Raw genomic sequence first — 19,899 nt, 5'->3', positions numbered from 1 at the left:
GGGTGGTCCCTCCGGGCGGCCATGGGTGCCGTGTGATCGGTTCCTGGACGGTAGCCACGGCCCGCCGGGCCACGCGGCGGGCGTCTCGGTGAGCGGGATGCGTGCGGCCGCCGGGGTGAGGGCGGCGTGCGGCGGCCCTGGGCCCGGGGCCGTTCCACTCATCGGGAACCGCCCCCCGGCGCTTCGGCCGCTGTCCTACTTTCGGCCCCCTGCCCGGTCCCGGGCACACCGCCGCACCGTCCCCGTCGAGGTGAACCCGATGACCGCAGAGCCCCTGTCCGCGCCCGAGGCATGCGAGGAGACCGAGCCGACCCCAGCCCGGATGCGGCGCATCATGGGCACCTTCGCCTCCGGGGTCACGGTGGTGACGGGGACCGGCCGGGACGGGGTTCCCGCCGGCTTCGCGTGCCAGTCCTTCGCGTCGGTGTCGCTGGAGCCCGCCCTGGTCCTGTTCTGCGCGGACCACCGGGGGCGGGCCTGGCCGAGGATCCGGGAGGCCGGCCGGTTCACGGTGAACATCCTCACCGAGGAGCAGACCGATCTGTGCGGCCGGTTCGGTTCGAGCAAGGGACGCAAGTTCGAAGGGCTGGACTGGGAGCTCTCCCGCTGGGGCACGCCGTCCCTGCCCGGCGTCCTGACCCGGGTGCACGCCGAGGTGTACGACGTGCACGGCGCGGGTGACCACGATGTGGTGGTGGGCCGGGTCCTGGCCCTGGAGACCGTGTCCGAGCGGCAGCCGATGCTCTTCTTCCGCGGCGGCTTCGGCGTCGGAAGCCCTGCGGCGCCGCCGGTCCCGTGGGGCTGGGGCGACCACTGGGGTTGAGAGGTGCCGGGCCCCGGTCGCACACCTCGTATACGACCGGGGCCGTTCGCCTGCGTCGTACCCCTCGTGTACGACCGGGGCCCGTCGCCTGCGCGCCGTCCACTACGACCGGGGGGCTTCGCCTGCGCGCCGTCCACTACGACCGGGGCCATTCACCTGCGCGCCGCCTACTGCCAGTCTCCGTACTGTCCCGCCGCAAGCAGCCGGTCCATGGCCTGCGGGGACCACGTCTCCTCCGGCACGGCCGCGGTCCGGCGCGCCGCCCTGACCGGCGCCTCCGGCTCGGGGAACAGCTCGTGCGACACCTGCCGCGCCGCGTCCACGACCAGGGGTGCCACCTTCTCCAGCGGGGACCAGGCATCCCCCACCAGCGAGATCGCGGCGACCGGCCCTTCGGGCCCGCGGACGGCGGCGGCGACACAGGCGATGTCCGGGAAGCACTCGCCGCGTTCGAAGGCGAGGCCGTGACGGCGCCGGATGCGGTTGAGTTCCTGGTGCAGGGTGCCGATGTCGGCGATGGTGCGGTGCGTCAGACGGCCGATGGACTCGGCGGCCCTGGCCTCGACGTCCTCCGGTTCGAGCCAGGCGAGCATGGCCTTGCCGAGTGCGGTCGAGTGGGCGGGCGCCCGGCCGCCCACGCGCGAGGGCACGGCAGCGGCGAAGCGGCCGCCCACCTTGTCGAGGTAGTGCACCTCCGCCCCGTCCAGGACGGCCAGGTGGACCACCAGGCCTGTCTTGATCTGCAGGTCGTGCAGCCGGGCGGCCGCGGCCTCCCGGATCCTGCCGTGCGCGCCGTCCCCGCCGCCGAGGCCGAGGGCGCGGCGTCCGAGTCCGTAGCCGAGAGCCGTGTGCTCGAGCCAGCGCAGCCGTACCAGCTGGTCGAGGATCCGGTGTGCCGTCGACCTGGGCAGCTGCGTGGAGCGAGCCACTTCCTCCAGCGAGAGCCGGGCCGCCCTGCCCTCGAAGACGTCCATGATCAGCGTCATGCGCTCGACCATCGACGGTGGCAGCTCGCGACGAACCGGTGTCTGCACATGGGGAGCGTCTTGGACAGCCGTCATGGGTGCCTCCAGCCACAGACTGAAATGAATTCTTGTTTTCCGGAATGTAACAGCGCCCCCCGAGCCCAGTGAAGAGATGCGCACCGTCTCTTTTGCCCGACCTCACCCCGGCGGCCGACGAGCCGCCCCGGAGACGGGCACCCCGCAGAATTTTGCCCAGGGCGCAAAATTGCATAGCATGCACCTTCATGAGTGCCGACGACGACGCCTGCCTCGGGCTGCGCGAACGCAAGAAGCGCGCGACACGGGACGCCCTGGCCGACATGGCCCTGCGCATGGCTGCGGCCCGCGGGATCGAGCAGGTGACCGTGGAAGCGGTCACCGATGCGGTCGGCGTCTCTGTACGCACGTTCTTCAACTACTTCCCGTGCCTGGAGGACGCGATCACCCGCCCGGGTCACGAAGGTGCCGAGCGGACCCGTCAGGCCGTACTGAACGCGCCGGAGCACCTCACCGCGCTCGAAGCCCTCGGCGAGGCGCTCGCCCAGGAGCTCGCCCAGGTCGAGGAGGACCACGAACGCTGGGAACTTCAGATGGCGGTGCTCAGGACGAGCCCCTCCCTGCTCCCGGGATTCCTGGCCGCCCAGGGCGCCGACGAGCGCGCCCTGGTCACCGTCCTGGCCGAGCGTCTGGGCCAGGACCCCGAGACCGATCTGCAGCCCCGCCTGCTCGCACATGTGGCCATCGCCGCCGTGCGCGCCACGGTCGAGGTGTGGGTGGCCTCCGGCCGCACGCGCACGTTCCAGAGCCTGTACCGCGAGGCGTTCGCCTCGCTGGCGACCGGTCTGAAGACCTGAAGACACCACGTCCCGAAGGGGCGAAGGCCGTCACCCGTCACCGCAGATCCACGCCCCGCAGATGCACGCTCCACCCAACCAGTCACCACAGAACCATTCACCACAGAACCAGTCACCAGAAAATGAGGAACGTCAGCCGATGACCGCTGCCGTCACACCCGAAGCCGGTACAGCCGGTGCGCCCGATGGGGCCGCGCCCGGCATGACGCGCCGCCAGATACTTCAGGCCATGTCCGGCCTGATGGCGGGCATGTTCGTGGCCATCCTGGCCTCCACCGTGGTCTCCAACGCCCTGCCCAGGATCATCTCCGACCTGAACGGCAGCCAGTCCGCCTACACCTGGGTCGTCACGGCCGAGCTCCTCGCCATGACGGCGACCGTCCCGATCTGGGGCAAGCTGTCCGACCTCTACGACAAGAAGCTGCTCATCCAGCTCTCCCTGTCGATGTTCGTCGTCGGCTCACTCGTCGCCGGCTTCTCGCACAGCGTCGGGCTGCTCATCGTGAGCCGCGTCGTGCAGGGCATCGGCGCGGGCGGTCTCACCGCACTCGCCCAGGTCGTGATGGCCGCGATCATCCCGCCGCGTGAACTCGGCCGCTACTCCGGCATCTTCGGCGCCGTGTTCGCCGTCGGCACCGTCGCGGGACCGCTCATCGGGGGTGTGCTCGTGGACACCTCCTGGCTGGGCTGGCGCTGGTGCTTCTTCATCGGGGTGCCGTTCGCGCTGCTGGCCATCGTGCTGCTCCAGCTGACCCTGAAACTTCCCACGGTCCGCCGGGAAGTGAAGATCGACTATCTCGGTGCCGTGCTCATCATGAGCGGTGTCAGCGCCCTCCTGCTGTGGGTGACCCTCGCGGGCAACCAGTTCGACTGGGCGTCGTGGCAGACCGCCGCACTCGTCACCGGCGGAGTGGTCCTGCTGGCCACCGCGGTCCTGGTCGAGTCCAGGGTCCAGGAGCCGATCATCCCGCTGACCATCTTCCGCAACCGCACCGTGGCACTGACGACGGTGGCGAGCCTCCTCGTCGGCGTCGCCATGTTCGGCGGCACGGTGTTCCTCTCGCAGTACTTCCAGATCTCGCTCGGCAAGACGCCGACCGTCGCGGGCCTGATGAGTCTGCCGATGATCCTCGGTCTGATGGTCTCCACGACCGTCGCCGGGCAGATCATCTCCTCCCGGGGCAAGTGGAAGGGCTTCCTGATCGCGGGCGGCATCATCATGACGGCGGGCATGGGCCTGCTGTCCACGATCGGTGCGGACTCCTCGTTCGGGGTGCTCAGCCTCTACATGGTCGTGCTCGGCGTCGGCGTCGGCATGCTGATGCAGAACCTGGTGCTGGCCGCCCAGAACGACGTACCCGCCTCGGAACTCGGTGCGGCCACCTCGGTGCTCTCGTTCTTCCGCAGCCTCGGCGGCGCGATCGGTACGAGCGCGCTGGGCGCGGTACTCGGCCACCGGGTGACCCAGGAGATGGAGAAGGGCTTCGGCGGGGCCGCGGACAACGGCGGTGCCGGACACGGCGTGCCCGACCTCAGCACGCTCCCCGAACCGGCCCGCCAGGTGGTCGAGCACGCGTACGGCGTCGCGACCGCCGACGTGTTCCTGATCGGCGCCCCCTTCGCGCTCCTCGCGCTGGTCGCCGTGCTGTTCATCAAGGAGAAGCCGCTCAAGACGCAGAGCGGCATGGAACGGCTCGCGGAGGAGAGCGCCGCGGCGCCGACGCACTGATCACCGGTCACCGGGTCGCCGAGCCCCGCACCGCACGCGCCAGTCGCGTGTCGGTGCGGGGCTCCGTCGCGACAGGGCCGGATTCCGCCGGCCTCCCGCACCCCCGGAGCGGAACCTCGCACCATATACGGGCGGACCGGGATGGATCGAGCATATTTCCACCTGTCATGGTGTCGCCATGAATCCCCCCTTCGACACACCCTTTGGCGCGCCCGCGACCGCCGCGGAACACTTCCCGCTCCAGTTCGCCCGCACCCGGCGCTTCTCGCTCGGCGTGCCCCGGCAGTTCACCGTCTCCCCCGACGGCGAACGCGTGCTGTTCCTCCGCGGCACCTCGGGCACCGACCCCGTGAGCAGGCTCTGGCTGTACGAGGACGGTGCGGAGCGGCTCCTGGCCGATCCGCTCGGGCCCGGCTTCGCGGACGACGCCCCGGGCGAGGCGCCGCCCGAGGAACGGGACCGGCGGGAAAGGGCCCGTGAGACCTCCTCGGGCGTGGTGTCCTACGCCACCGACGCCTCCGCACGGCTGGTGGCCTTCGCTCTCCAGGGAGTCCTCTGGGTGCTGCGTACCGAGGGCGGCGCCCCGCTCCGCATCCCGACGGCGGGACCGGTCGTCGATCCGCGCCCCTCCCCCGACGGCTCCCTGATCGCGTACGTGTCCCGGGGAGCGCTGCGGACCGTACGGGCGGACGGGACCAGCGACCGCCCGCTGGCCGGACCGGACGGCGAGCACGTGACGTACGGGCTGTCCGACTACGTCGCGCAGGAGTCGATCGGGCGTTCGCGCGGCTACTGGTGGTCGCCTCGCGGTGACGCGCTCCTGGTCGCCCGGGTGGACACGGCGCAGGTCCGCAAGCGCTACCTCGCCGATCCGTCGGACCCGGAGCGGCCTCCCCGTGTGGTGGCCTATCCGGCCGCGGGCACCGCGAACGCCGAGGTCTCGCTGCACCTGATCCGCGTGTCCGGCGAGCGCACCGAGGTCCGCCTGCCCCGGGAGGCCGGCGAGGGACACCCCGAGGCCGTGTGGACGGACCGGGCGTTCGAGTACGTCGTGGCGGCGGACTGGGACGACCACGGCCCGCTCGTCACCGTACAGACACGGGACCAGCGGTCGGTCCACGTCCTGGAGGTGGACGAGACCTCCGGCGCGGCGCGCACCTCGCACCGGACCCACGACCCCGCCTGGGTGGCCCTGCGCCCGGGCACACCGTTGCGTCTGGCGTCCGGAGCGCTCGTCGTTCCCGCGCTGCCGGGCGGCGACACCCAGGGCCTGGACATCGGCGGTGTCACGACACCGCCGGGCCTTGAGGTCCGCGAGATGCTCGGCACGGCGAACGGGCGGGTGTTCTTCACGGCGGGCGAGGAACCGACCGAGATCCATGTCTGGTCGTACGCCTGCGACGATCCGGACGAAGGTCTCGTACGGGTCAGCGGCGCACCCGGCGTGCACACGGCGGCCGTCGGAGGCCCGACGGTGGTCCTGGACAGCAGGACGCCGGACGGCCATACGGTGACGGTGCTGCGCGCCGGCGTGCCGACGGGCGCCGTCGAGGTCCTGGCCGAGGAACCCCTCGTCTCCCCGCGGCCGCTGGCCCTGCGCCTGGGCGGGCGGGAACTGCGCAGCAGGCTCTACCTGCCCTCCTGGCACCGGCCGGGCGACGGTCCGCTGCCGGTGCTGCTCAGTCCCTACGCGGGACACGGCATGCAGGCCGTCCTGGAGGTACGGGCCTGGTGGGTCGCAGTCGCCCAGTGGTTCGCGGAGCAGGGGTTCGCCGTGCTGGTCACCGACGGACGGGGCACCCCCGGGCGTGGCGAGGCATGGGAGAAGTCGGTGCACGGCGACCGCCTCACGGCCGTCCTGGAGGACCAGATCGACGCCCTGCACGCGGCGGCTGCCCGGTACCCGGACCTCGACCTGAACCGGGTGGCGATGCGCGGCTGGTCGTTCAGCGGATACCTGGCGGCGGCGGCCGTGCTGCGGCACCCGGAGGTCTTCCACGCGGCCGTGGCGGGTGCGGCACCTGCCGACCGGCGGCTCTACGACACCCATTGGGAGGAACGCTTCCTGGGCCACCCGGACGTGCTGCCGGAGAACTACACCCGTAATTCGCTCCTGGACGAGGCGGCGGCACTGACGCGGCCGCTCATGCTCGTGCACGGTCTTGCCGATGACAATGTGGCCGTGGCGCACACGCTGCGGCTCTCCGCAGCACTGCTCGCGGCGGGCAGGCCGCACACGGTTCTGCCGCTGCCGGGCGCCGGCCATCTGGTCGGCCGGGGGCAGACCGCGAGCAACCTGTTGCTGCTGGAGCGGGACTTCCTGAGGAAGTCCCTGGACCTTTGAACACGGATCACCGGCTGCCCGTACCCCTGGACGAAGCGTCGGATCCATGAACACCGCAGAGAGGGAGCGCCCGTATGAGCGCATCGCAGGACCACGAGGCCCGTATCGGGCGCCGGACCGTCGTCACAGCGGCCGGCGCCGTCTCGGTGGCCGCCGTGCTGACCGCGTGCGGCAGCTCGAAGGAGTCATCCGGTTCCGATGCCGTCAAGCAGACCAACGGCAGCGGGGCCGCGAGCGGGGGCGCCGTTCTCGCGAAGACCACCGACATCCCGGAGGGCGGCGGCACGATCTTCAAGGACGAGGGGGTCGTGGTCACCCAGCCCGCGGCCGGTGAGTTCAAGGCGTTCTCCTCGAAGTGCACCCACGCGGGATGCACCGTGTCGACCGTGTCCGACGGCACCATCAACTGCCCGTGCCACGGCAGCAAGTTCGACGTGGCGACGGGCGACGTGAAGGCGGGCCCCGCCACCACACCGCTGCCCGCCACCGAGATCACGGTCGAGGGCGACTCGATCAGCCTGGCGTCCGCCTAGGGTCGAGAGGCCCTGGGGTCTCCTCCTCTCCTTTCCCTGGTACGGCCGCTCAGCCAGCAGCCGAGGAGGTCGTCGGTCGTGGTCACGGTGGCGACCAGGGCGAGGGTGTTGCGGATCATCGCGGGGGTGTAGTCGGCGGGCACCCCCGCGATGGCGTCGGACGGCACCACCGCGGTGTAGCCGAGGTTCACCGCGTCGAAGACCGCGTTGGGAATGGCCACGTTCGCCGATACGCCGGTGACGACCAGGGTCCGGCAGCCGAGGTTGCGGAGCAGGGCGTCCACGTCGGTGCCCGCTATCGGCGACAGCCCGTGCAGCCGGCGGACGACGAGGTCCTGGTCCGCCACCTCGATCGGCTCGGCGATCCGTACCGCCGTGCTGCCGGAGTGCTGCTGTACGGGGAGGCGGCCCGCGGCACGGAAGAGGCGGGCGTTGCTGTTGGCGCCCCGGCCGTCCGGCCGGCGTTCTGCAACCGCGTGCAGGACCTGGACGCCCGCCTCATGGGCGGCGGACACCAGCCGGGCGACGTTGTGCAGGGCCCCGGACGACCTGGCCTCCTTGGCCAGTTCGGGCAGCGCGCTGCCGGGACCCACCACACCCTGCTGGCACTCCACGGTCAGCAGCACGGTGGTCGCGGGACCGGTCTGTTCGGCTAGCTGTTCCCTGCTCGGCACGGCTGCCCCTCTCGACGACGGAACGGGCGCGCGAGGCTAACCTCCATTGCGCGATGAAGGAAGAGGCCCCATGATTCCTGACACACAGTCAGCCAATAGGAGGGGGCTTCCCATGGCCGTCAGTCAGCGGCGGGGCCGCCGGATCATGATGACGGACGAGGAGCGCGACACCTACCTCGCCGGCCAGCGAACCTGCCGGGTCGCCACCGTCGCCGCGGACGGCCGGCCGCACGTCGGCGCGCTCTGGTTCTGCTGGGACGGCACGTCACTCTGGCTCTACTCCATCACCCGGAGCCTGCGCTGGTCCCAGCTGAGCCACGACCCGAGGCTCTCCGTCGTCGTCGACGACGGAGTGGAGTACGGAGAACTGCGCGGCATCGAGCTCTCGGGTCAGGCCGTCTTCGTCGGCGAGGCGCCTCGTACCGGCGAGGACTGCCCTGAACTCGTCGTACCCGAGCGGCTGTTCGCGGCGAAGTACTTCGGCATGGAGACGATGCCGCACGACGGCCGGCACGCCTGGATGCGACTCACGCCCGACACCGTCACCTCCTGGGACTTCGGCAAGCTGGCCGGCCTGTGAGCACAGGACTCAGCCGTCCCCCAGCGGATCGTCCAGCTCCCGCCCCGCCTCGCGCAGCGCCGCGACCGCCGCTCTGATCGACGGGCGCCGGTCCGCGTCCGCCCGCCACACCGCGTGGACATGCCGTCGCATCTTCTGCCGCACCGGAACCAGCCGCACTCCGTCGGGCACCGGCCCGCGGCCCAGCCGGGGCGCCACACAGACGCCCATTCCCGCCGCGATCAGGGCCAGTTGGGTGTGGTGCTCGCCGGCGAGGTGGGCGATGCGCGGCTCGATCCCCTTGGAGCGGAGGGTGAACATCAGCCAGTCGTAACAGAATTCGCCCTCGGGCCATGACACCCAGTCGTCGTCGGCGAAGTCCTCCAGGTCGACCTCACCGCGCTCCGCGAGCGGGTGACAGGCCGGCATGGCGATGTCCGGTGCGTCGTCGAGCAGATGCTCGCGGGCGAGGCCGCCCGGAACCGGCAGCCGCTTGTTACTCCAGTCCAGCACCACGGCGAGATCGATGTCGCCCCTGAGTACGGCGCGGATACCGTCCTCGGGTTCCAGCTCCCGCGTACGGGCCCGGAGTTCGGGATGGCCGGCGCGCAGGGCGAGGAGCGTCGCCGGGAAGAGTCCGCGGGCGGCGGTGGGGAAGGCGCCCAGCCGGATCTCGCCCACCACCTCGCCCCGCTGGGCCTCGATGTCGGACTGGGCGAGTTCGACCTGCGAGAGGATCCGGGCCGCGTGGTCGGCGAGCAGTCGTCCCGCGTCGGTCAGCCGGATCCCGCGCCCGTTCCTGGCCAGCAGCTGCTGCCCCACCTCCCGCTCCAGCTTCGCCATCTGCTGGGAGACGGCGGACGTGGTCACATGCAGTCCCTCGGCGGCACCGCTCACCGAACCGAGCCGGGCCAGGGCATCCAGGGTGCGCAGGCGCTCCAAGTTCAACATGTAAGCGATGCTACGCGGACACCCACACAAAGTCTCACTTGTGCTACGAGATTGCTTTCGTCATCGTTGACCTCATGAGCGCACCACCCGCGCCGGGGACCCCGGCCACCGCGACCCCGGAAATCAAGCAGCCCGCACCGGCGTCACCCCTCGCCGGCCCCGCCGGCCCCAGCGGCCGGTCCGCGCTGGACTGGCGACTGCGCTTCGGGGCACTCTCGCTCATCTGGGGCTTCAGCTTCCTCCTGATCAAGGTCGGGACCCATGGCTACGCACCGTTCCAGGTCACGCTCGGCCGGCTCCTGTCGGGGACGGCGGTCCTGGCCGTGGCCATGGCGGTGAAGCAGGAGCGGCTGCCGCGCACCGCCCGCACCTGGGGCCACCTGGCCGTTGCCGCCTTCCTCCTCAACGCGCTGCCGTTCTCCCTGTTCGCCTACGCGGAACTGACCATCCCCTCGACCCTGGCCGGCATCTGCAACGCGACCTCCCCGCTGTGGGGCATGGCGCTCTCCCTCGTCGCACTGTCCGAGGACCGCCCGACCCGACGCCGCGTCGCAGGTCTCGGGCTCGGCTTTCTCGGCGTGCTGACCGTGCTGGGCGCGTGGCAGGGCTTCTCCGGTCTGGACTTCAGCGGTACGGCGATGGCGCTCCTGGCCTCACTCAGCTATCCCGTCGGCTGGATCTACGTCCGCCGGACGCTGGCGGGCAGCGGTTCGTCCGCTCTTTCCCTCACCGGCAGCCAGCTCTTCCTCGGCACGGTCCAGCTCGCGCTGGTGACTCCGCTGTTCACCACGGCACCGGACGGCTTCCCGCTGTGGCCCACCCTGTCCGTGGTCGCCCTCGGGGCGCTGGGAACGGGACTCGCCGTACTGCTCCAGTACGGCCTGGTGACCGAGGTCGGCCCGACGACCGCACAGATGGTCACCTACTTCATCCCGGTGATCGCCACCGCTGCCGGGGTCGCCGTGCTCGGCGAGCAGCTCAGCTGGAACACCCCGGTCGGCGCCCTCGTCGTCCTGGCGGGTGCGGCGCTGACCCAGAGCAGGCCGCGCGCCGCCGAAGCGACGGCTCGCACGCCGCGACACCGGAACCGGTCGTAGCGCGCCCGCGCCACCGAAGCGACGGCTCGGGCGCCGCGAGGCCGGAAACGGGCGTAGCGCGCCCGCGCCACCGAAGTAACGGCTCAGGCGCCGCCACACCGGAACCGGTCGTAGCGCGCCCGCGCCACCGAAGCGACGGCTCGGGCGCCGCCACACCGGAACCGGTCGTAGCGCGCCCACGCCACCGAAGCGACGGCTCGGGCGCCGCGAGGCCGGAAACGGGCGTAGCTCATCCGTAGCTCAGTGGGGCGGCGGGCCCGGCCGCCGCGGCCACCGCGTCCGCGAGCGGTGCGATGTCGGCGTCGGTGAGCGGCGACACGGTGAGCCGGATCCCGGGGGACGCCGTCATCCGGAAGCGGGCGCCGGGCGCCACCGCCCAGCCCGCGTGCAGCAGCCGCGCCACGGCGCCCGTCTCGTCGCTGACAGGGACCCACACGTTCATCCCGCTGCGTCCGTGCGCCTCGATGCCCCGGTCCTCCAGGGCCCGGACGAGTGCGTCCCGGCGACGGGCGTACGACCGGGCCACCTCCCGGGTGTCGACCGCGTCCGTGGTCCACAGGTGCACCACCGCCCGCTGCAGCAGCCGGCTGACCCAGCCGGGCCCCAGCCGCTGACGGCCCGAGACCCGGTCGGCGGTGACCGCGTCCCCGGTGAGCACGGCGACCCGCAGGTCCGGTCCGTAGGCCTTGGCGACGGAACGCACGAACGCCCAGCGGTCGGTGACACCGGCCAGGGGGTGCAGCGGCAGGTCGACGATGGCGTGCCCGTGGTCGTCCTCGATCAGGAGCACTCCGCGGTGTCCGGCGAGGACCGCCCGCAGTTCGGCCGCGCGCCCGGCGCCGATCGCCGCTCCGGTCGGATTCTGCGCCCGGTCGGTGATGACGACCGCCCGCGCACCCGCCCCGAGCGCCGCGTCGAGGGCCTCCGGCAACGGACCGTCGTCGTCGACCGTGACCGGGACCGGGCGCATGCCCAGCGCCGGAACGAGATCCAGCAGGCTGCCCCAGCCGGGGTCCTCGACCGCAACCACGTCACCGGGTCTGAGGTGTGCGACCAGCACCCTTTCGATCGCGTCCAGCGAGCCGGAGGTGGCGACCACGGGCCCGGCCGGAACGCCGTCCGCGTCGAACCGGGCGCGCGCCAGGGCGGCGAACTCCGGGTCCACGGGCGCCTGCGCGTACAGGCCCGGCGCCCGCGCGTAGGCCTCGGTGACGGAGGCGAAAGCCTCCCCCAGCGCGGGCAGCAGCGCCGGATCGGGGTTGCCCTGCCCCAGGTCCCGCACGCCCGGCGGCGCCTCCACCCGCACCGACCCCCGCGCGGTGCTCGCCGGCCGCGGCCGGACCCTGCTGCCCCGGCGGCCGGCGGTCTCGATCACACCACGCTCCCGCAGGGTGCGGTAGGCGGCCGCCACCGTATTGGGGTTCACCCCCAGCCGACTCGCCAACTCCCGCATGGGAGGCAGCACTTGTCCGGGTGTCAGCTCACCCGAACCGACCGCCCGCTCCACGCTGGCAGCAATTTCCGATGCACGCCGCCCACTGATCCGATACTCTCCTAGCACAAAAGACAGTATGCACTAGTGCAATGGAGTACGCAATGCCGGAGACCGCACCCCAGCAGACCACGGCCCCGGGCCCCGCGACCGCTTACGAGGCGACCGGACGCACGGTCCCGACCCGTTCCCGGGAGCGGGCCTCCTACGACCGGGAACTGGTCCACTCGATACTCGACGAGGCGTACGTCTGCCACCTCGGCTTCGTACGGGACGGCGCACCCGTCGTCCTTCCCACGCTGTTCGGCCGGGTCGGCGAGCGCCTCTACGTGCACGGTTCGACCGGCTCCCGCCCGCTGCGGGCGGCGGACGGGAGCGACGAGGGACTGGCCGTGTGTCTGACGGTGACGCATGTCGACGGGCTGGTACTGGCCCGTTCCGCCTTCCACCACTCCCTCAACTACCGTTCGGTGGTCGTCCACGGCATGGCCCACACGGTGTCCGACCCCGAGGAACGGCGCGTCGCCCTCGACGCGATCGTCGAGCAGGTCGTGCCCGGGCGGTCCAGGGACTCCCGGCCCGCCGACGGGAAGGAGCTGGCGGCCACCGCCGTGATCCGGCTGGACCTGCGGGAGGTCTCCGCCAAGATCCGGACCGGCGGCCCCAACGACGACGCACGCGATCTCGCGCTCCCCCACTGGGCCGGCGTCGTCCCGCTCGCGCCCGGCTACGCCGCACCGGTTCCCGCCGACGACCTCGATCCCTCGATCGCCGTCCCTGCGTATCTGAGCACCCTCTGACGGAGCCGCCCGGGGCGGCGTGGCGGCCCTACGGCAGCACACCGTCCCGCCGCCCCACGCCCACGCGGCACGGCTGGGCCGTACGGCATCACACCGTCCCGCCCGCCCCGGTGGTTCACGCGGGGACGGCCGCCTCCCGGCGGGCGTTCGCCGCGCCGCGCGTCTCGGCGACGGCCAGCCCGACCACGGCCGCGAGCAGCAGCAGCGTCCCGGCGACCGTGGCCGGCGTGAGCCGCTCGTGGAGCACGACGACCGCGATGACCGCCGCGCTGACCGGTTCGAGCAGCATGATCACCGACACGGTGGCGGCCCGCACCACCGCGGCGCCCGCGAAGTACAGCGCGTAGGCGAGGGCGGTCGGGATGGCCGCGATGTACACGAGCAGGGCGACCACCTGCGCCAGGTGCTCGGTGTGCGGGACGAGGCCCTCGCCGGCCGCCATCGGCAGCAGGGCGACCGCGGCGATTCCGAACGCCCAGGCGCTGGTGGCGAGCGCGTCGCCGCCGCCACCGTCCCGCCCGAGCCAACGGGTGAGCAGGGTGATGGCGGCGTAGCCCGCTGCGGAGAGCACGGCCAGCCCGATCCCGGCAGGCCGCACCGTGCCCGCGTCGCCGCCGAGCACCAGGACGGCGAGACCGGTCAGCGCTCCGGCGACCGCGGCGATGCCGCCGAGCCCCAGCCGCTCGCCCATCGTGAGCCGGGCGCCGACCGCGATGAGGACGGGGCCCGCGCCGAGCGTGACCACGGTGCCGACCGCGAGGCCGGTGGCCTGGACGGCGGCGAAGTACGCGGTCTGGAACACGGTGAGGCCGATACCGGTACCGACGGTGCGCAGCAGTCGCCGACGCCCGGACTCGGCAACGGCCACCGCCCGGCCGGGCCGCAGCGCGAGCGCGGCGAGCAGGAGCAGGAGGCCGCCCGCACAGCGCCAGAACGACAGGGCGAGAGGGCCGAGATCGCTGGCCCCGAAGAGCAGCGAGGCGGCGGCACCGGCCGTGCCCCAGGCCACTCCGGCGATGATCAGATAGCACAGGCTCCGCCCGACGGGCAGGCCGGAAACAGGGTTCGACACGTGACTTCTCCAGGGAAGAACGGGGAGGTGGTCGCTCGGCTCCGCACTCGGGCAGCGACGAACCGCTCGGGGACTGCCCGAGCCCGGTCTTCGTCAGGAGTGGCTGCCCGCGCTAGGCGGCGGGCGGCGGAAGTACGGTCAAACGCATGATCGCCACCTTAGGAGGCGGCGCGTCCGGCGGGCAACTCCCCCTCGGCCACCGCCCGCTCCCCGCCCGGCCCCGAGGCGACGGGCCCCGAGGGTGCTTTGGGCGTGGACGACTGGGCGATGAGGGCGCCGGTCAGGACGAGCGCACCGCCGATGAGCTGCGGCGCGGCCAGGTGTTCGCCGAGCAGCACCCAGGCCAGCACGGTGGCGATGACGGCCTCCAGGCAGGCGACGACACCCGCCACCGCCGGTGACAGCAGCCGCACCGAGATCACACCGGTCACATACGCGATGACGGTGGCCAGCAGCACGATCCACACGAGGAGCAGCCAGGCGGGCACATCCGTACCGTTCATCGCGGTGTCGCCGCCGAGCACGGACCAGTCCATGCCCCACGGGCGCGCCACAACGGTGAGGACAGCGGCTCCGATCAGCAGTCCGTAGGCGATGACACCGACCGGATGCGGCGGCTCGGCGCCGTCCGCCGCGTCCGCGCTCCCCTGGTCGGACAGGACGAAGTAGCCGACCTGGCAGCAGGCCGCACCGAGCGCGAGCAGCAGCCCGAAGGCGTCGAAGCCCAGCCCGGACCACACCTCGACCACACAGGCCAGACCGCCGACCGCGAGGACGACGCCGACGGCGGCCGCCCGGGTCACCGGGCGGCGCTGGACGAAGCGCACCCAGCCGAGGACCAGCGCCGGGGCCAGGTACTCGACGAGCAGGGCGACGCCCACCGGGATCCGGGAGATCGCGGCGAAATAGCAGGCCTGGACGCCCGCGACGGCGAGGAGCCCGAATCCCAGCAGCAGCACGGGGCGGCTGCGGACCAGATCCCGGTGGCGCCAGGCCACGGGCAGCATGACGAGCGCGGCGCCCGCCACCCTGAGCCACACCACGTGAAGCGGGTCGAGACCCGCCTCGATGAGCGGCTTGGCCGCCACTCCGGAACCGCCGAACGCGAAGGCCGAGGCGAGGGCGAGTCCCAGGCCGGCGCTTCTTCCCTGAGACGCGTGCATCAGCACATCATGACAGCCGCCGTCAGGAGCGTCACCCCCGTGACACCTGACTTCGGTAACACTCCGAGGTCAATGGCGCCCCTGACGCGACGGGCCGGCCGCACACGGCCGTACACCCTCACGACGCCGGGGCCTTCCCACGCCCGTCCGGACACCCTCACGCCGGGACCGGCCCTCCCCCACGCCGGCCGGACGCCGCCACGATGCCGCCCGGTCACGCTCTGCCGGACGCCTCCACGATGCCGCCCGGTCACGCTCTGCCGGACGCCTCCACGATGCGGTCCGCGAGCAGCGCCGGGTCGACGCCCGCCCGCGCCAGCACCTCGACGGCCCGGCACTCCCGGTCCGCGGCCAGTGCGGCGAGCAGGTCGAGTCCGCCGGCCCGCTCGCGCCCGTCCGCCTGCGCCCGGCGGGCGGCGTCCGCCATGGCGGACGCCGCCGAGGGCGACCACCCTTCGGCACCCGCGTCCGTCACCACCGGGACCGCGCCCGAGTCCTCCACCGCACCCTGCCAGCGGAGCCCGTATCCGATGCTGCGCTGGACGAGGTAGCCGAGCACCCTGGCCAGCTGAGGACCGCCGTCGAAGGCCGTGCGGACGGCGGGGTCCGACTCGATGAGGGAATGCAGCAGATGAGCCGTGTCGATCTGCCGGTCACCGTCGCGCAGGGCGCGCCTGCGCGCGCTCGTCACCACGGCGGCCAGCTCGTCGCTGAGTCCGGCGTCGTACTCAGCACGGTGGTTCGGTGCGGGCTGCTGAGGGATCCGCGGGGTCGGGTTCTGCACGCTTCCACCCCATCAGCCCGTATCGGCCGCGGCGTCCCCGGAGAGTCCCATTGCCGCATCCCACCCGAGTTGGGCACAGAGGAGCGAGGCCTCCTCCTTGCGGATGAGATCGCGCCGTTCCGGGAGCGGATTCCCGCAAACGGCGCGCGCCGCCTTGCCTCACGCTCCCGGAGCAACCGGAAGCCTCCCCGTACACGTCTCTCACGCCGGAACACGATGACGGTCGCGAGAGGGGGGTGCCGAGATGAGCTGGCTCGTCTCGCTGCCGGCACTCGACGGGCGCGACTACGTCTACCGGGTGCACGCGCCGTCCGACGCCCTGCGCGCGGATCTCTTCTGGGCGGCGTTCCACTGCCACGACGACGGACCGCATCCACGCGCCTGCGACCGGTTCGACGCGGCCCTGATCTGGCGGACCGAAGCCCCTCCAGCAGATCTGACGCTTCATCAGTATTGAATGTTTTCGCCGCTGCGGCTACGTTCCGCGACACCGTAACCCGTCGAGAAGGGGTGGTCGCATGGCCGAAGTCAGTGCAGAAACGCGTATCGCAGCACCGGCCGGCAAGGTCTGGGCCCAGCTGACCGACTTCAGCACGTACGGGGACTGGAACGCCACCCACACCAGCTTCCCCAAGGGCGGCCCGGCCGACCTCGCACTGGCGGGCACGTACGAGGAGAACATGAAGCTGATGGGATTCCCCGCCGAGGTGACCTGGACGGTGGCGGAGCTGGAGGACGGCCGACTGCTGACCACCACGGGGAAGGGGCCGATGGGCGTCAATCTCAGGATGAGCTACGTACTCACGCCGGACGGGGACGCGACCACGATCCGGATCGACGGCGAGTTCACCGGCGCGGCGGTCTCCCTGATGGCCGGCAAGCTGAAGGACTCGGCCACCGCGGCCCTCGTCGAGTCCCTGCGCAAACTGGACGGACTGATCGTCGCCTGACCCCGCACGGCACGGCCGCCACCTCATCCGTACGCACGGAAGGGCCCCGCGGCAGCACCACGGGGCCCTTCGGCACTTCTCTTCCCACCTCACTCACCGTCCGGCTCAGTGCTCGTCGGCGAGGATGAGGTAGAGCTTCTTCCGGGCGTCGTTGATCACCGCCAGCGCCTTCTCGCGCTGATCGGGCGAGCCGGTCTTCCAGACCTGGCCGAACGCCTCCATCATGCCGAAACCGGCCTGCCGCACCTCGTTGAGGCTGTCCCAGTCGACGCCGCGACCGGCTTCCTCCCAGGGCGCGTCGGCCCCCGACTCCGCCTCGGTACGACCGGCGTCGGTGAGGGTGAACAACTTCTTGCCGCCCTCGCTCGCGCTGACGATCAGCCCCTCGTCCTCCAGCAGCTGCAGAGTCGGGTACACCGAGCCCGGACTGGGCCGCCAGGCCCCGCCGCTGCGCTCGCCGATCTCCTGGATCATCTCGTAGCCGTGCATCGGCCGGTCCTTCAGCAGCGCAAGGATCGACGCACGCACGTCACCGCGGCGCGCCCTCCCCCGGCCGCCACCGCGGCCTCGTCCTCCGCCGAACGGACCGCCACCGAAGGGGCCGCCGCCGAACGGCGGGCCGAACGGCCCGAAGGCGGCGCGGCGCCCCTCGAAGTCGCCCCGCTCGTACTCACCGGGACCGAAGGGGCCGCGCCCCTGTCCGTGCCCACGACCGTGTCCGTGCTCATGTCCATGTGAACGCATGACCATTCTCCTTCTCTCATTGATCTTTACCTATCGCTGTACTGTCGCGATGCCTCAACGATATATCGGAACCGGTCGCTTGACAAACCCCTGTGCCGAACTCGCTCCGGTCGTTCCCGGTCGCGGGCCGCCACGACAGCCGCGCGCCCGGCTGCGGCTACGCTCGCCGGCATGACGAACCGTGTTCCGTTCAACGAGGCGCTGCTCTCGACCGTGGGCACTCCCCAGCAGACCGAGCTCCTGGACAGCAGTCCGCGGTCACGCGTGTGGCGGGTGCGGCTGACCGGCGGCCGGCTGGTGATCGTCAAGCAGATCACCGACGTCGGGGACGCACGGGCCGACGCGGACACGCGCTTCGCGCGGGAGGCCGCCGGGCTGCGCCTGGCGGGACGGGCCTCCGGGCAGCCCGCCGTGGCCCCCGCGGTGCTCGCCGCGGACCCGCCCTCGCGCGTGCTGGTCCTCGAGCACCTGGAGGACCTCGGCAGGACGGACGACTGGATGCCGGGATACGCCGAGTCGCTCGCCCGGCTGCACGCCCTGACCGGGCCCGCCGACGCGGGCGCGCTCCCGGCCTCGTCGGGGCCCACGGCCACCGACGCGGAGTCCTTCCTCGCCCTGGCCAGGGCGCTCGACGTGCCCGTACCGGCCACGGTTCCCGATGAACTCGGCGGTCTCCTGGAGCGGTTGGACCCCACCCCGCACCACGCCCTGCTGCACGGCGACCCCTGTCCCGGCAACGACCTGCGCACCGCCGACGGTGTCCGCTTCGTCGACTTCGAGCGCGCCTCGCTCGGCAACGGCCTGACCGAACTCGCCTACTTCCGCATCGGCTTTCCCACCTGCTGGTGCGCCATGTCGGTCGCGGCGGCCCCGCTCACGGAGGTCGAGGACGTCTACCGGACCACCTGGCGCGACCTCACCGGGAAGGACGTGCCGGGCGACCTCGCCGACGCGTGCGCGGGCTGGCTGATCCAAGGCGACGCGCTCGTCGAGCGCGCCCACCGCGGAACGGCCGACCAGTTCGCCCGGGTACCCACCGAGGACTTCGAGTGGGGCTACGTCTCCGCCCGTGAGCGGCTCGTCCACCGCCTCGGCGTGGTCGCCGGCCTGGCCCGCGACCACGATCACCTGCATGCCCTCGGCCGCCTCAGCTCCACCCTGGCCGGCCGCCTGCTCGAACGCTGGCCGACGCTGCGCCCGCTGCCCGCACAGGACTCCCGCCCTTGGTACTGAGGGCTGCCCTGCCCCCCGCGGGAAGGTCCTGACAGAGAGCGTCCACCGCCGGGGCGGGCCATTCCGAGCCGCCGACCCGGAATTGGCCTTGGCCGGGGGCTTCGCCCCGCCCCTACGGTCGGGCCATGAGGATTCGTATCGTCGACGCGTTCACCGACCGCCCCTTCTCCGGCAACCCCGCAGGTGTCCTGCTCCTGGGCCCGGAGGGCTTCCCCGATGACAGCCGCCTCCAGCAGATCGCCACGGAGCTGAACCTCTCCGAGACCGCGTTCGCCCATCCGCTGCCGCCGGGCAAAGGCGCCGACTGGGCGCTGCGCTGGTTCACCCCCTCCACCGAGGTCGACATGTGCGGCCACGCCACCCTCGCCACGGCCCACGTCCTGCACACCACGTCGACCGCGAGCGGCACGGTGCGCTTCGCCGCCCGGTGCGGTGTCCTCACGTCGACCACGGACCCGGACGGCTCCATCGGGCTCGATTTCCCGACCGCCCGTCTGACCCCCGAAGCCGCGCCGGCCGGACTGGCCGCCGCCCTCGGCGCGGAGCCCGTATCCGTGCACGACACGGGCCCGCACATCGGCGATCTCCTCGTGGAACTGGCCGACGAGACGGCCGTACGGGGCCTCTCACCGGATTTCTCGGCGCTGGCCGCCCACTCGCGGCGCGGTGTCATCGCGACGGCCGCCGCCGCCTCGCCGGACCGCGGCTACGACTTCGTGTCCCGCGGCTTCTTCCCCGCCGTGGGCATCGACGAGGACCCGGTGACGGGCAGCGCCCACACCGCCCTCGCGCCGTTCTGGTCGGCCCGGCTCGGCCGCGACGAGCTGACCGGCCTCCAGGCGTCCGCCCGCCCCGGTCTGGTCTACACGTCGCTGCGCGGGGACCGCACCCTGCTGACAGGCCGTGCCGTGACGGTCGTGGACGGCGAGCTGCTCGTCACCGGGTCCTCGTCGATGCCCACGGCGGGGAAGAAGCCGCGGGACACGAAGTCGTAGCCGCGGTCCGGCGAGGCGGCGGCGGCCGTCGCGATGACACCGCGCCGCGAGTGGGCGGCCAGCGCCGAGAAATCCGGTGAGAGGCCCCGTACGGCCGT

20 protein-coding genes and 1 pseudogene are annotated in these 19,899 nt (G+C 72.4%); 12 read left to right on the top strand and 9 right to left on the bottom strand.

The window, feature by feature from the left end; all coding sequences use genetic code 11:
* Window positions 1-259 precede the first annotated feature (259 nt).
* Entirely contained in the window at window positions 260-823 is a 564-nt protein-coding gene (locus tag EAO72_RS00290) for a flavin reductase family protein (RefSeq protein WP_148015141.1), read from the top strand.
* A gap of 167 nt (window positions 824-990) precedes the next feature.
* Here the strand turns inward: EAO72_RS00290 and EAO72_RS00285 are convergent, their stop codons facing one another.
* Window positions 991-1,821, bottom strand: coding sequence for an IclR family transcriptional regulator (locus EAO72_RS00285; protein WP_222724063.1), 831 nt, complete (start codon window positions 1,819-1,821; stop codon window positions 991-993).
* A gap of 251 nt (window positions 1,822-2,072) precedes the next feature.
* Here EAO72_RS00285 and EAO72_RS00280 point away from each other — a divergent pair, with 251 nt between their 5' ends.
* The 4 genes from EAO72_RS00280 to EAO72_RS00265 all read left to right on the top strand — a co-directional run bounded on the left by EAO72_RS00280 (window position 2,073) and on the right by EAO72_RS00265 (window position 7,287).
* Window positions 2,073-2,681 (top strand): acyl-CoA-like ligand-binding transcription factor, encoded by a 609-nt coding sequence (locus EAO72_RS00280; protein ID WP_148015139.1) that lies wholly within the window; start codon window positions 2,073-2,075, stop codon window positions 2,679-2,681.
* Between the two features lie 202 nt (window positions 2,682-2,883).
* Window positions 2,884-4,410: an MDR family MFS transporter gene (locus tag EAO72_RS00275; protein WP_459112813.1), complete on the top strand. Its 1,527-nt coding sequence runs from the start codon at window positions 2,884-2,886 to the stop codon at window positions 4,408-4,410.
* Between the two features lie 178 nt (window positions 4,411-4,588).
* Window positions 4,589-6,754 carry a S9 family peptidase gene (locus EAO72_RS00270; RefSeq protein WP_148015137.1) on the top strand — a complete coding sequence of 722 codons (2,166 nt, stop codon included), beginning with the start codon at window positions 4,589-4,591 and terminating at the stop codon, window positions 6,752-6,754.
* 74 nt (window positions 6,755-6,828) lie between these two features.
* Window positions 6,829-7,287, top strand: a complete 459-nt coding sequence (locus EAO72_RS00265; RefSeq protein ID WP_148015136.1) for a Rieske (2Fe-2S) protein — start codon at window positions 6,829-6,831, stop codon at window positions 7,285-7,287.
* Here EAO72_RS00265 and EAO72_RS00260 read toward each other — a convergent pair.
* Window positions 7,284-7,961: a cysteine hydrolase family protein gene (locus EAO72_RS00260; RefSeq protein ID WP_148015135.1), complete on the bottom strand. Its 678-nt coding sequence runs from the start codon at window positions 7,959-7,961 to the stop codon at window positions 7,284-7,286. The two genes, EAO72_RS00265 and EAO72_RS00260, sit on opposite strands and share 4 nt — an antisense overlap.
* Before the next feature lie 112 nt (window positions 7,962-8,073).
* On the opposite strand from EAO72_RS00260, the gene EAO72_RS00255 reads away from it, so the two are divergent.
* Window positions 8,074-8,541, top strand: coding sequence for a pyridoxamine 5'-phosphate oxidase family protein (locus tag EAO72_RS00255; RefSeq protein ID WP_148015134.1), 468 nt, complete (start codon window positions 8,074-8,076; stop codon window positions 8,539-8,541).
* A 9-nt stretch (window positions 8,542-8,550) separates the two neighbouring features.
* Here the strand turns inward: EAO72_RS00255 and EAO72_RS00250 are convergent, their stop codons facing one another.
* Window positions 8,551-9,471: a LysR family transcriptional regulator gene (locus EAO72_RS00250; protein WP_148015133.1), complete on the bottom strand. Its 921-nt coding sequence runs from the start codon at window positions 9,469-9,471 to the stop codon at window positions 8,551-8,553.
* Window positions 9,472-9,545: 74 nt separating this feature from the next.
* Between EAO72_RS00250 and EAO72_RS00245 the strand changes: the two genes are divergently transcribed.
* On the top strand, window positions 9,546-10,568 hold the full coding sequence (locus EAO72_RS00245) for a DMT family transporter (protein WP_187284882.1): 1,023 nt from the start codon (window positions 9,546-9,548) through the stop codon (window positions 10,566-10,568).
* A gap of 229 nt (window positions 10,569-10,797) precedes the next feature.
* Here the strand turns inward: EAO72_RS00245 and EAO72_RS00240 are convergent, their stop codons facing one another.
* Window positions 10,798-12,129 (bottom strand): aminotransferase class I/II-fold pyridoxal phosphate-dependent enzyme, encoded by a 1,332-nt coding sequence (locus EAO72_RS00240; RefSeq protein WP_148015131.1) that lies wholly within the window; start codon window positions 12,127-12,129, stop codon window positions 10,798-10,800.
* Between the two features lie 35 nt (window positions 12,130-12,164).
* On the opposite strand from EAO72_RS00240, the gene EAO72_RS00235 reads away from it, so the two are divergent.
* Window positions 12,165-12,860 carry a pyridoxamine 5'-phosphate oxidase family protein gene (locus EAO72_RS00235; protein WP_148015130.1) on the top strand — a complete coding sequence of 232 codons (696 nt, stop codon included), beginning with the start codon at window positions 12,165-12,167 and terminating at the stop codon, window positions 12,858-12,860.
* A 115-nt stretch (window positions 12,861-12,975) separates the two neighbouring features.
* Here the strand turns inward: EAO72_RS00235 and EAO72_RS00230 are convergent, their stop codons facing one another.
* The 3 genes from EAO72_RS00230 to EAO72_RS00220 all read right to left on the bottom strand — a co-directional run bounded on the left by EAO72_RS00230 (window position 12,976) and on the right by EAO72_RS00220 (window position 15,879).
* On the bottom strand, window positions 12,976-13,932 hold the full coding sequence (locus tag EAO72_RS00230) for a DMT family transporter (RefSeq protein WP_148015129.1): 957 nt from the start codon (window positions 13,930-13,932) through the stop codon (window positions 12,976-12,978).
* Window positions 13,933-14,090: 158 nt separating this feature from the next.
* Window positions 14,091-15,095, bottom strand: a complete 1,005-nt coding sequence (locus tag EAO72_RS00225; RefSeq protein WP_148015128.1) for an EamA family transporter — start codon at window positions 15,093-15,095, stop codon at window positions 14,091-14,093.
* Window positions 15,096-15,345: 250 nt separating this feature from the next.
* On the bottom strand, window positions 15,346-15,879 hold the full coding sequence (locus tag EAO72_RS00220) for a Clp protease N-terminal domain-containing protein (RefSeq protein WP_187284881.1): 534 nt from the start codon (window positions 15,877-15,879) through the stop codon (window positions 15,346-15,348).
* A gap of 244 nt (window positions 15,880-16,123) precedes the next feature.
* On the opposite strand from EAO72_RS00220, the gene EAO72_RS00215 reads away from it, so the two are divergent.
* Both EAO72_RS00215 and EAO72_RS00210 read left to right on the top strand, forming a co-directional pair.
* Complete coding sequence (locus tag EAO72_RS00215; RefSeq protein ID WP_148015127.1) at window positions 16,124-16,336, top strand: hypothetical protein; 213 nt, start codon at window positions 16,124-16,126, stop codon at window positions 16,334-16,336.
* Window positions 16,337-16,397: 61 nt separating this feature from the next.
* Complete coding sequence (locus EAO72_RS00210; RefSeq protein ID WP_148015126.1) at window positions 16,398-16,829, top strand: type II toxin-antitoxin system Rv0910 family toxin; 432 nt, start codon at window positions 16,398-16,400, stop codon at window positions 16,827-16,829.
* A gap of 105 nt (window positions 16,830-16,934) precedes the next feature.
* Here EAO72_RS00210 and EAO72_RS00205 read toward each other — a convergent pair whose 3' ends face one another.
* Window positions 16,935-17,573, bottom strand: coding sequence for a PadR family transcriptional regulator (locus tag EAO72_RS00205; protein WP_148015125.1), 639 nt, complete (start codon window positions 17,571-17,573; stop codon window positions 16,935-16,937).
* 171 nt (window positions 17,574-17,744) lie between these two features.
* Between EAO72_RS00205 and EAO72_RS00200 the strand changes: the two genes are divergently transcribed.
* Together EAO72_RS00200 and EAO72_RS00195 are read left to right on the top strand one after the other, a co-directional pair.
* Window positions 17,745-18,806 (top strand): phosphotransferase, encoded by a 1,062-nt coding sequence (locus tag EAO72_RS00200; RefSeq protein ID WP_148015124.1) that lies wholly within the window; start codon window positions 17,745-17,747, stop codon window positions 18,804-18,806.
* Window positions 18,807-18,931: 125 nt separating this feature from the next.
* Entirely contained in the window at window positions 18,932-19,801 is an 870-nt protein-coding gene (locus tag EAO72_RS00195; protein ID WP_148015123.1) for a PhzF family phenazine biosynthesis protein, read from the top strand.
* Here the strand turns inward: EAO72_RS00195 and EAO72_RS43935 are convergent.
* A pseudogene (locus EAO72_RS43935) lies at window positions 19,792-19,863 on the bottom strand (hypothetical protein); the annotation flags it as partial. The gene EAO72_RS00195 and the pseudogene EAO72_RS43935 sit on opposite strands and share 10 nt — an antisense overlap.
* Window positions 19,864-19,899 lie beyond the last annotated feature (36 nt).

Source organism: Streptomyces sp. OR43, from assembly GCF_008042275.1.
GTDB lineage: Bacteria > Actinomycetota > Actinomycetes > Streptomycetales > Streptomycetaceae > Streptomyces.
The sequence above is the reverse complement of the archived record's forward strand: the minus strand, read 5'-3'. Positions and strand labels throughout refer to the sequence as shown.

Coding starts and splice junctions, on each gene's coding strand:
- EAO72_RS00290 (WP_148015141.1), top strand. CDS start 260: ATGACCGCAGAGCCCCTGTCCGCGCCCGAGGCATGCGAGGAGACCGAG.
- EAO72_RS00285 (WP_222724063.1), bottom strand. CDS start 1,821: ATGGTCGAGCGCATGACGCTGATCATGGACGTCTTCGAGGGCAGGGCG.
- EAO72_RS00280 (WP_148015139.1), top strand. CDS start 2,073: ATGAGTGCCGACGACGACGCCTGCCTCGGGCTGCGCGAACGCAAGAAG.
- EAO72_RS00275 (WP_459112813.1), top strand. CDS start 2,884: ATGACGCGCCGCCAGATACTTCAGGCCATGTCCGGCCTGATGGCGGGC.
- EAO72_RS00270 (WP_148015137.1), top strand. CDS start 4,589: ATGAATCCCCCCTTCGACACACCCTTTGGCGCGCCCGCGACCGCCGCG.
- EAO72_RS00265 (WP_148015136.1), top strand. CDS start 6,829: ATGAGCGCATCGCAGGACCACGAGGCCCGTATCGGGCGCCGGACCGTC.
- EAO72_RS00255 (WP_148015134.1), top strand. CDS start 8,074: ATGGCCGTCAGTCAGCGGCGGGGCCGCCGGATCATGATGACGGACGAG.
- EAO72_RS00250 (WP_148015133.1), bottom strand. CDS start 9,471: ATGTTGAACTTGGAGCGCCTGCGCACCCTGGATGCCCTGGCCCGGCTC.
- EAO72_RS00245 (WP_187284882.1), top strand. CDS start 9,546: ATGAGCGCACCACCCGCGCCGGGGACCCCGGCCACCGCGACCCCGGAA.
- EAO72_RS00235 (WP_148015130.1), top strand. CDS start 12,165: ATGCCGGAGACCGCACCCCAGCAGACCACGGCCCCGGGCCCCGCGACC.
- EAO72_RS00225 (WP_148015128.1), bottom strand. CDS start 15,095: ATGCACGCGTCTCAGGGAAGAAGCGCCGGCCTGGGACTCGCCCTCGCC.
- EAO72_RS00215 (WP_148015127.1), top strand. CDS start 16,124: ATGAGCTGGCTCGTCTCGCTGCCGGCACTCGACGGGCGCGACTACGTC.
- EAO72_RS00210 (WP_148015126.1), top strand. CDS start 16,398: ATGGCCGAAGTCAGTGCAGAAACGCGTATCGCAGCACCGGCCGGCAAG.
- EAO72_RS00205 (WP_148015125.1), bottom strand. CDS start 17,573: ATGCGTTCACATGGACATGAGCACGGACACGGTCGTGGGCACGGACAG.
- EAO72_RS00200 (WP_148015124.1), top strand. CDS start 17,745: ATGACGAACCGTGTTCCGTTCAACGAGGCGCTGCTCTCGACCGTGGGC.
- EAO72_RS00195 (WP_148015123.1), top strand. CDS start 18,932: ATGAGGATTCGTATCGTCGACGCGTTCACCGACCGCCCCTTCTCCGGC.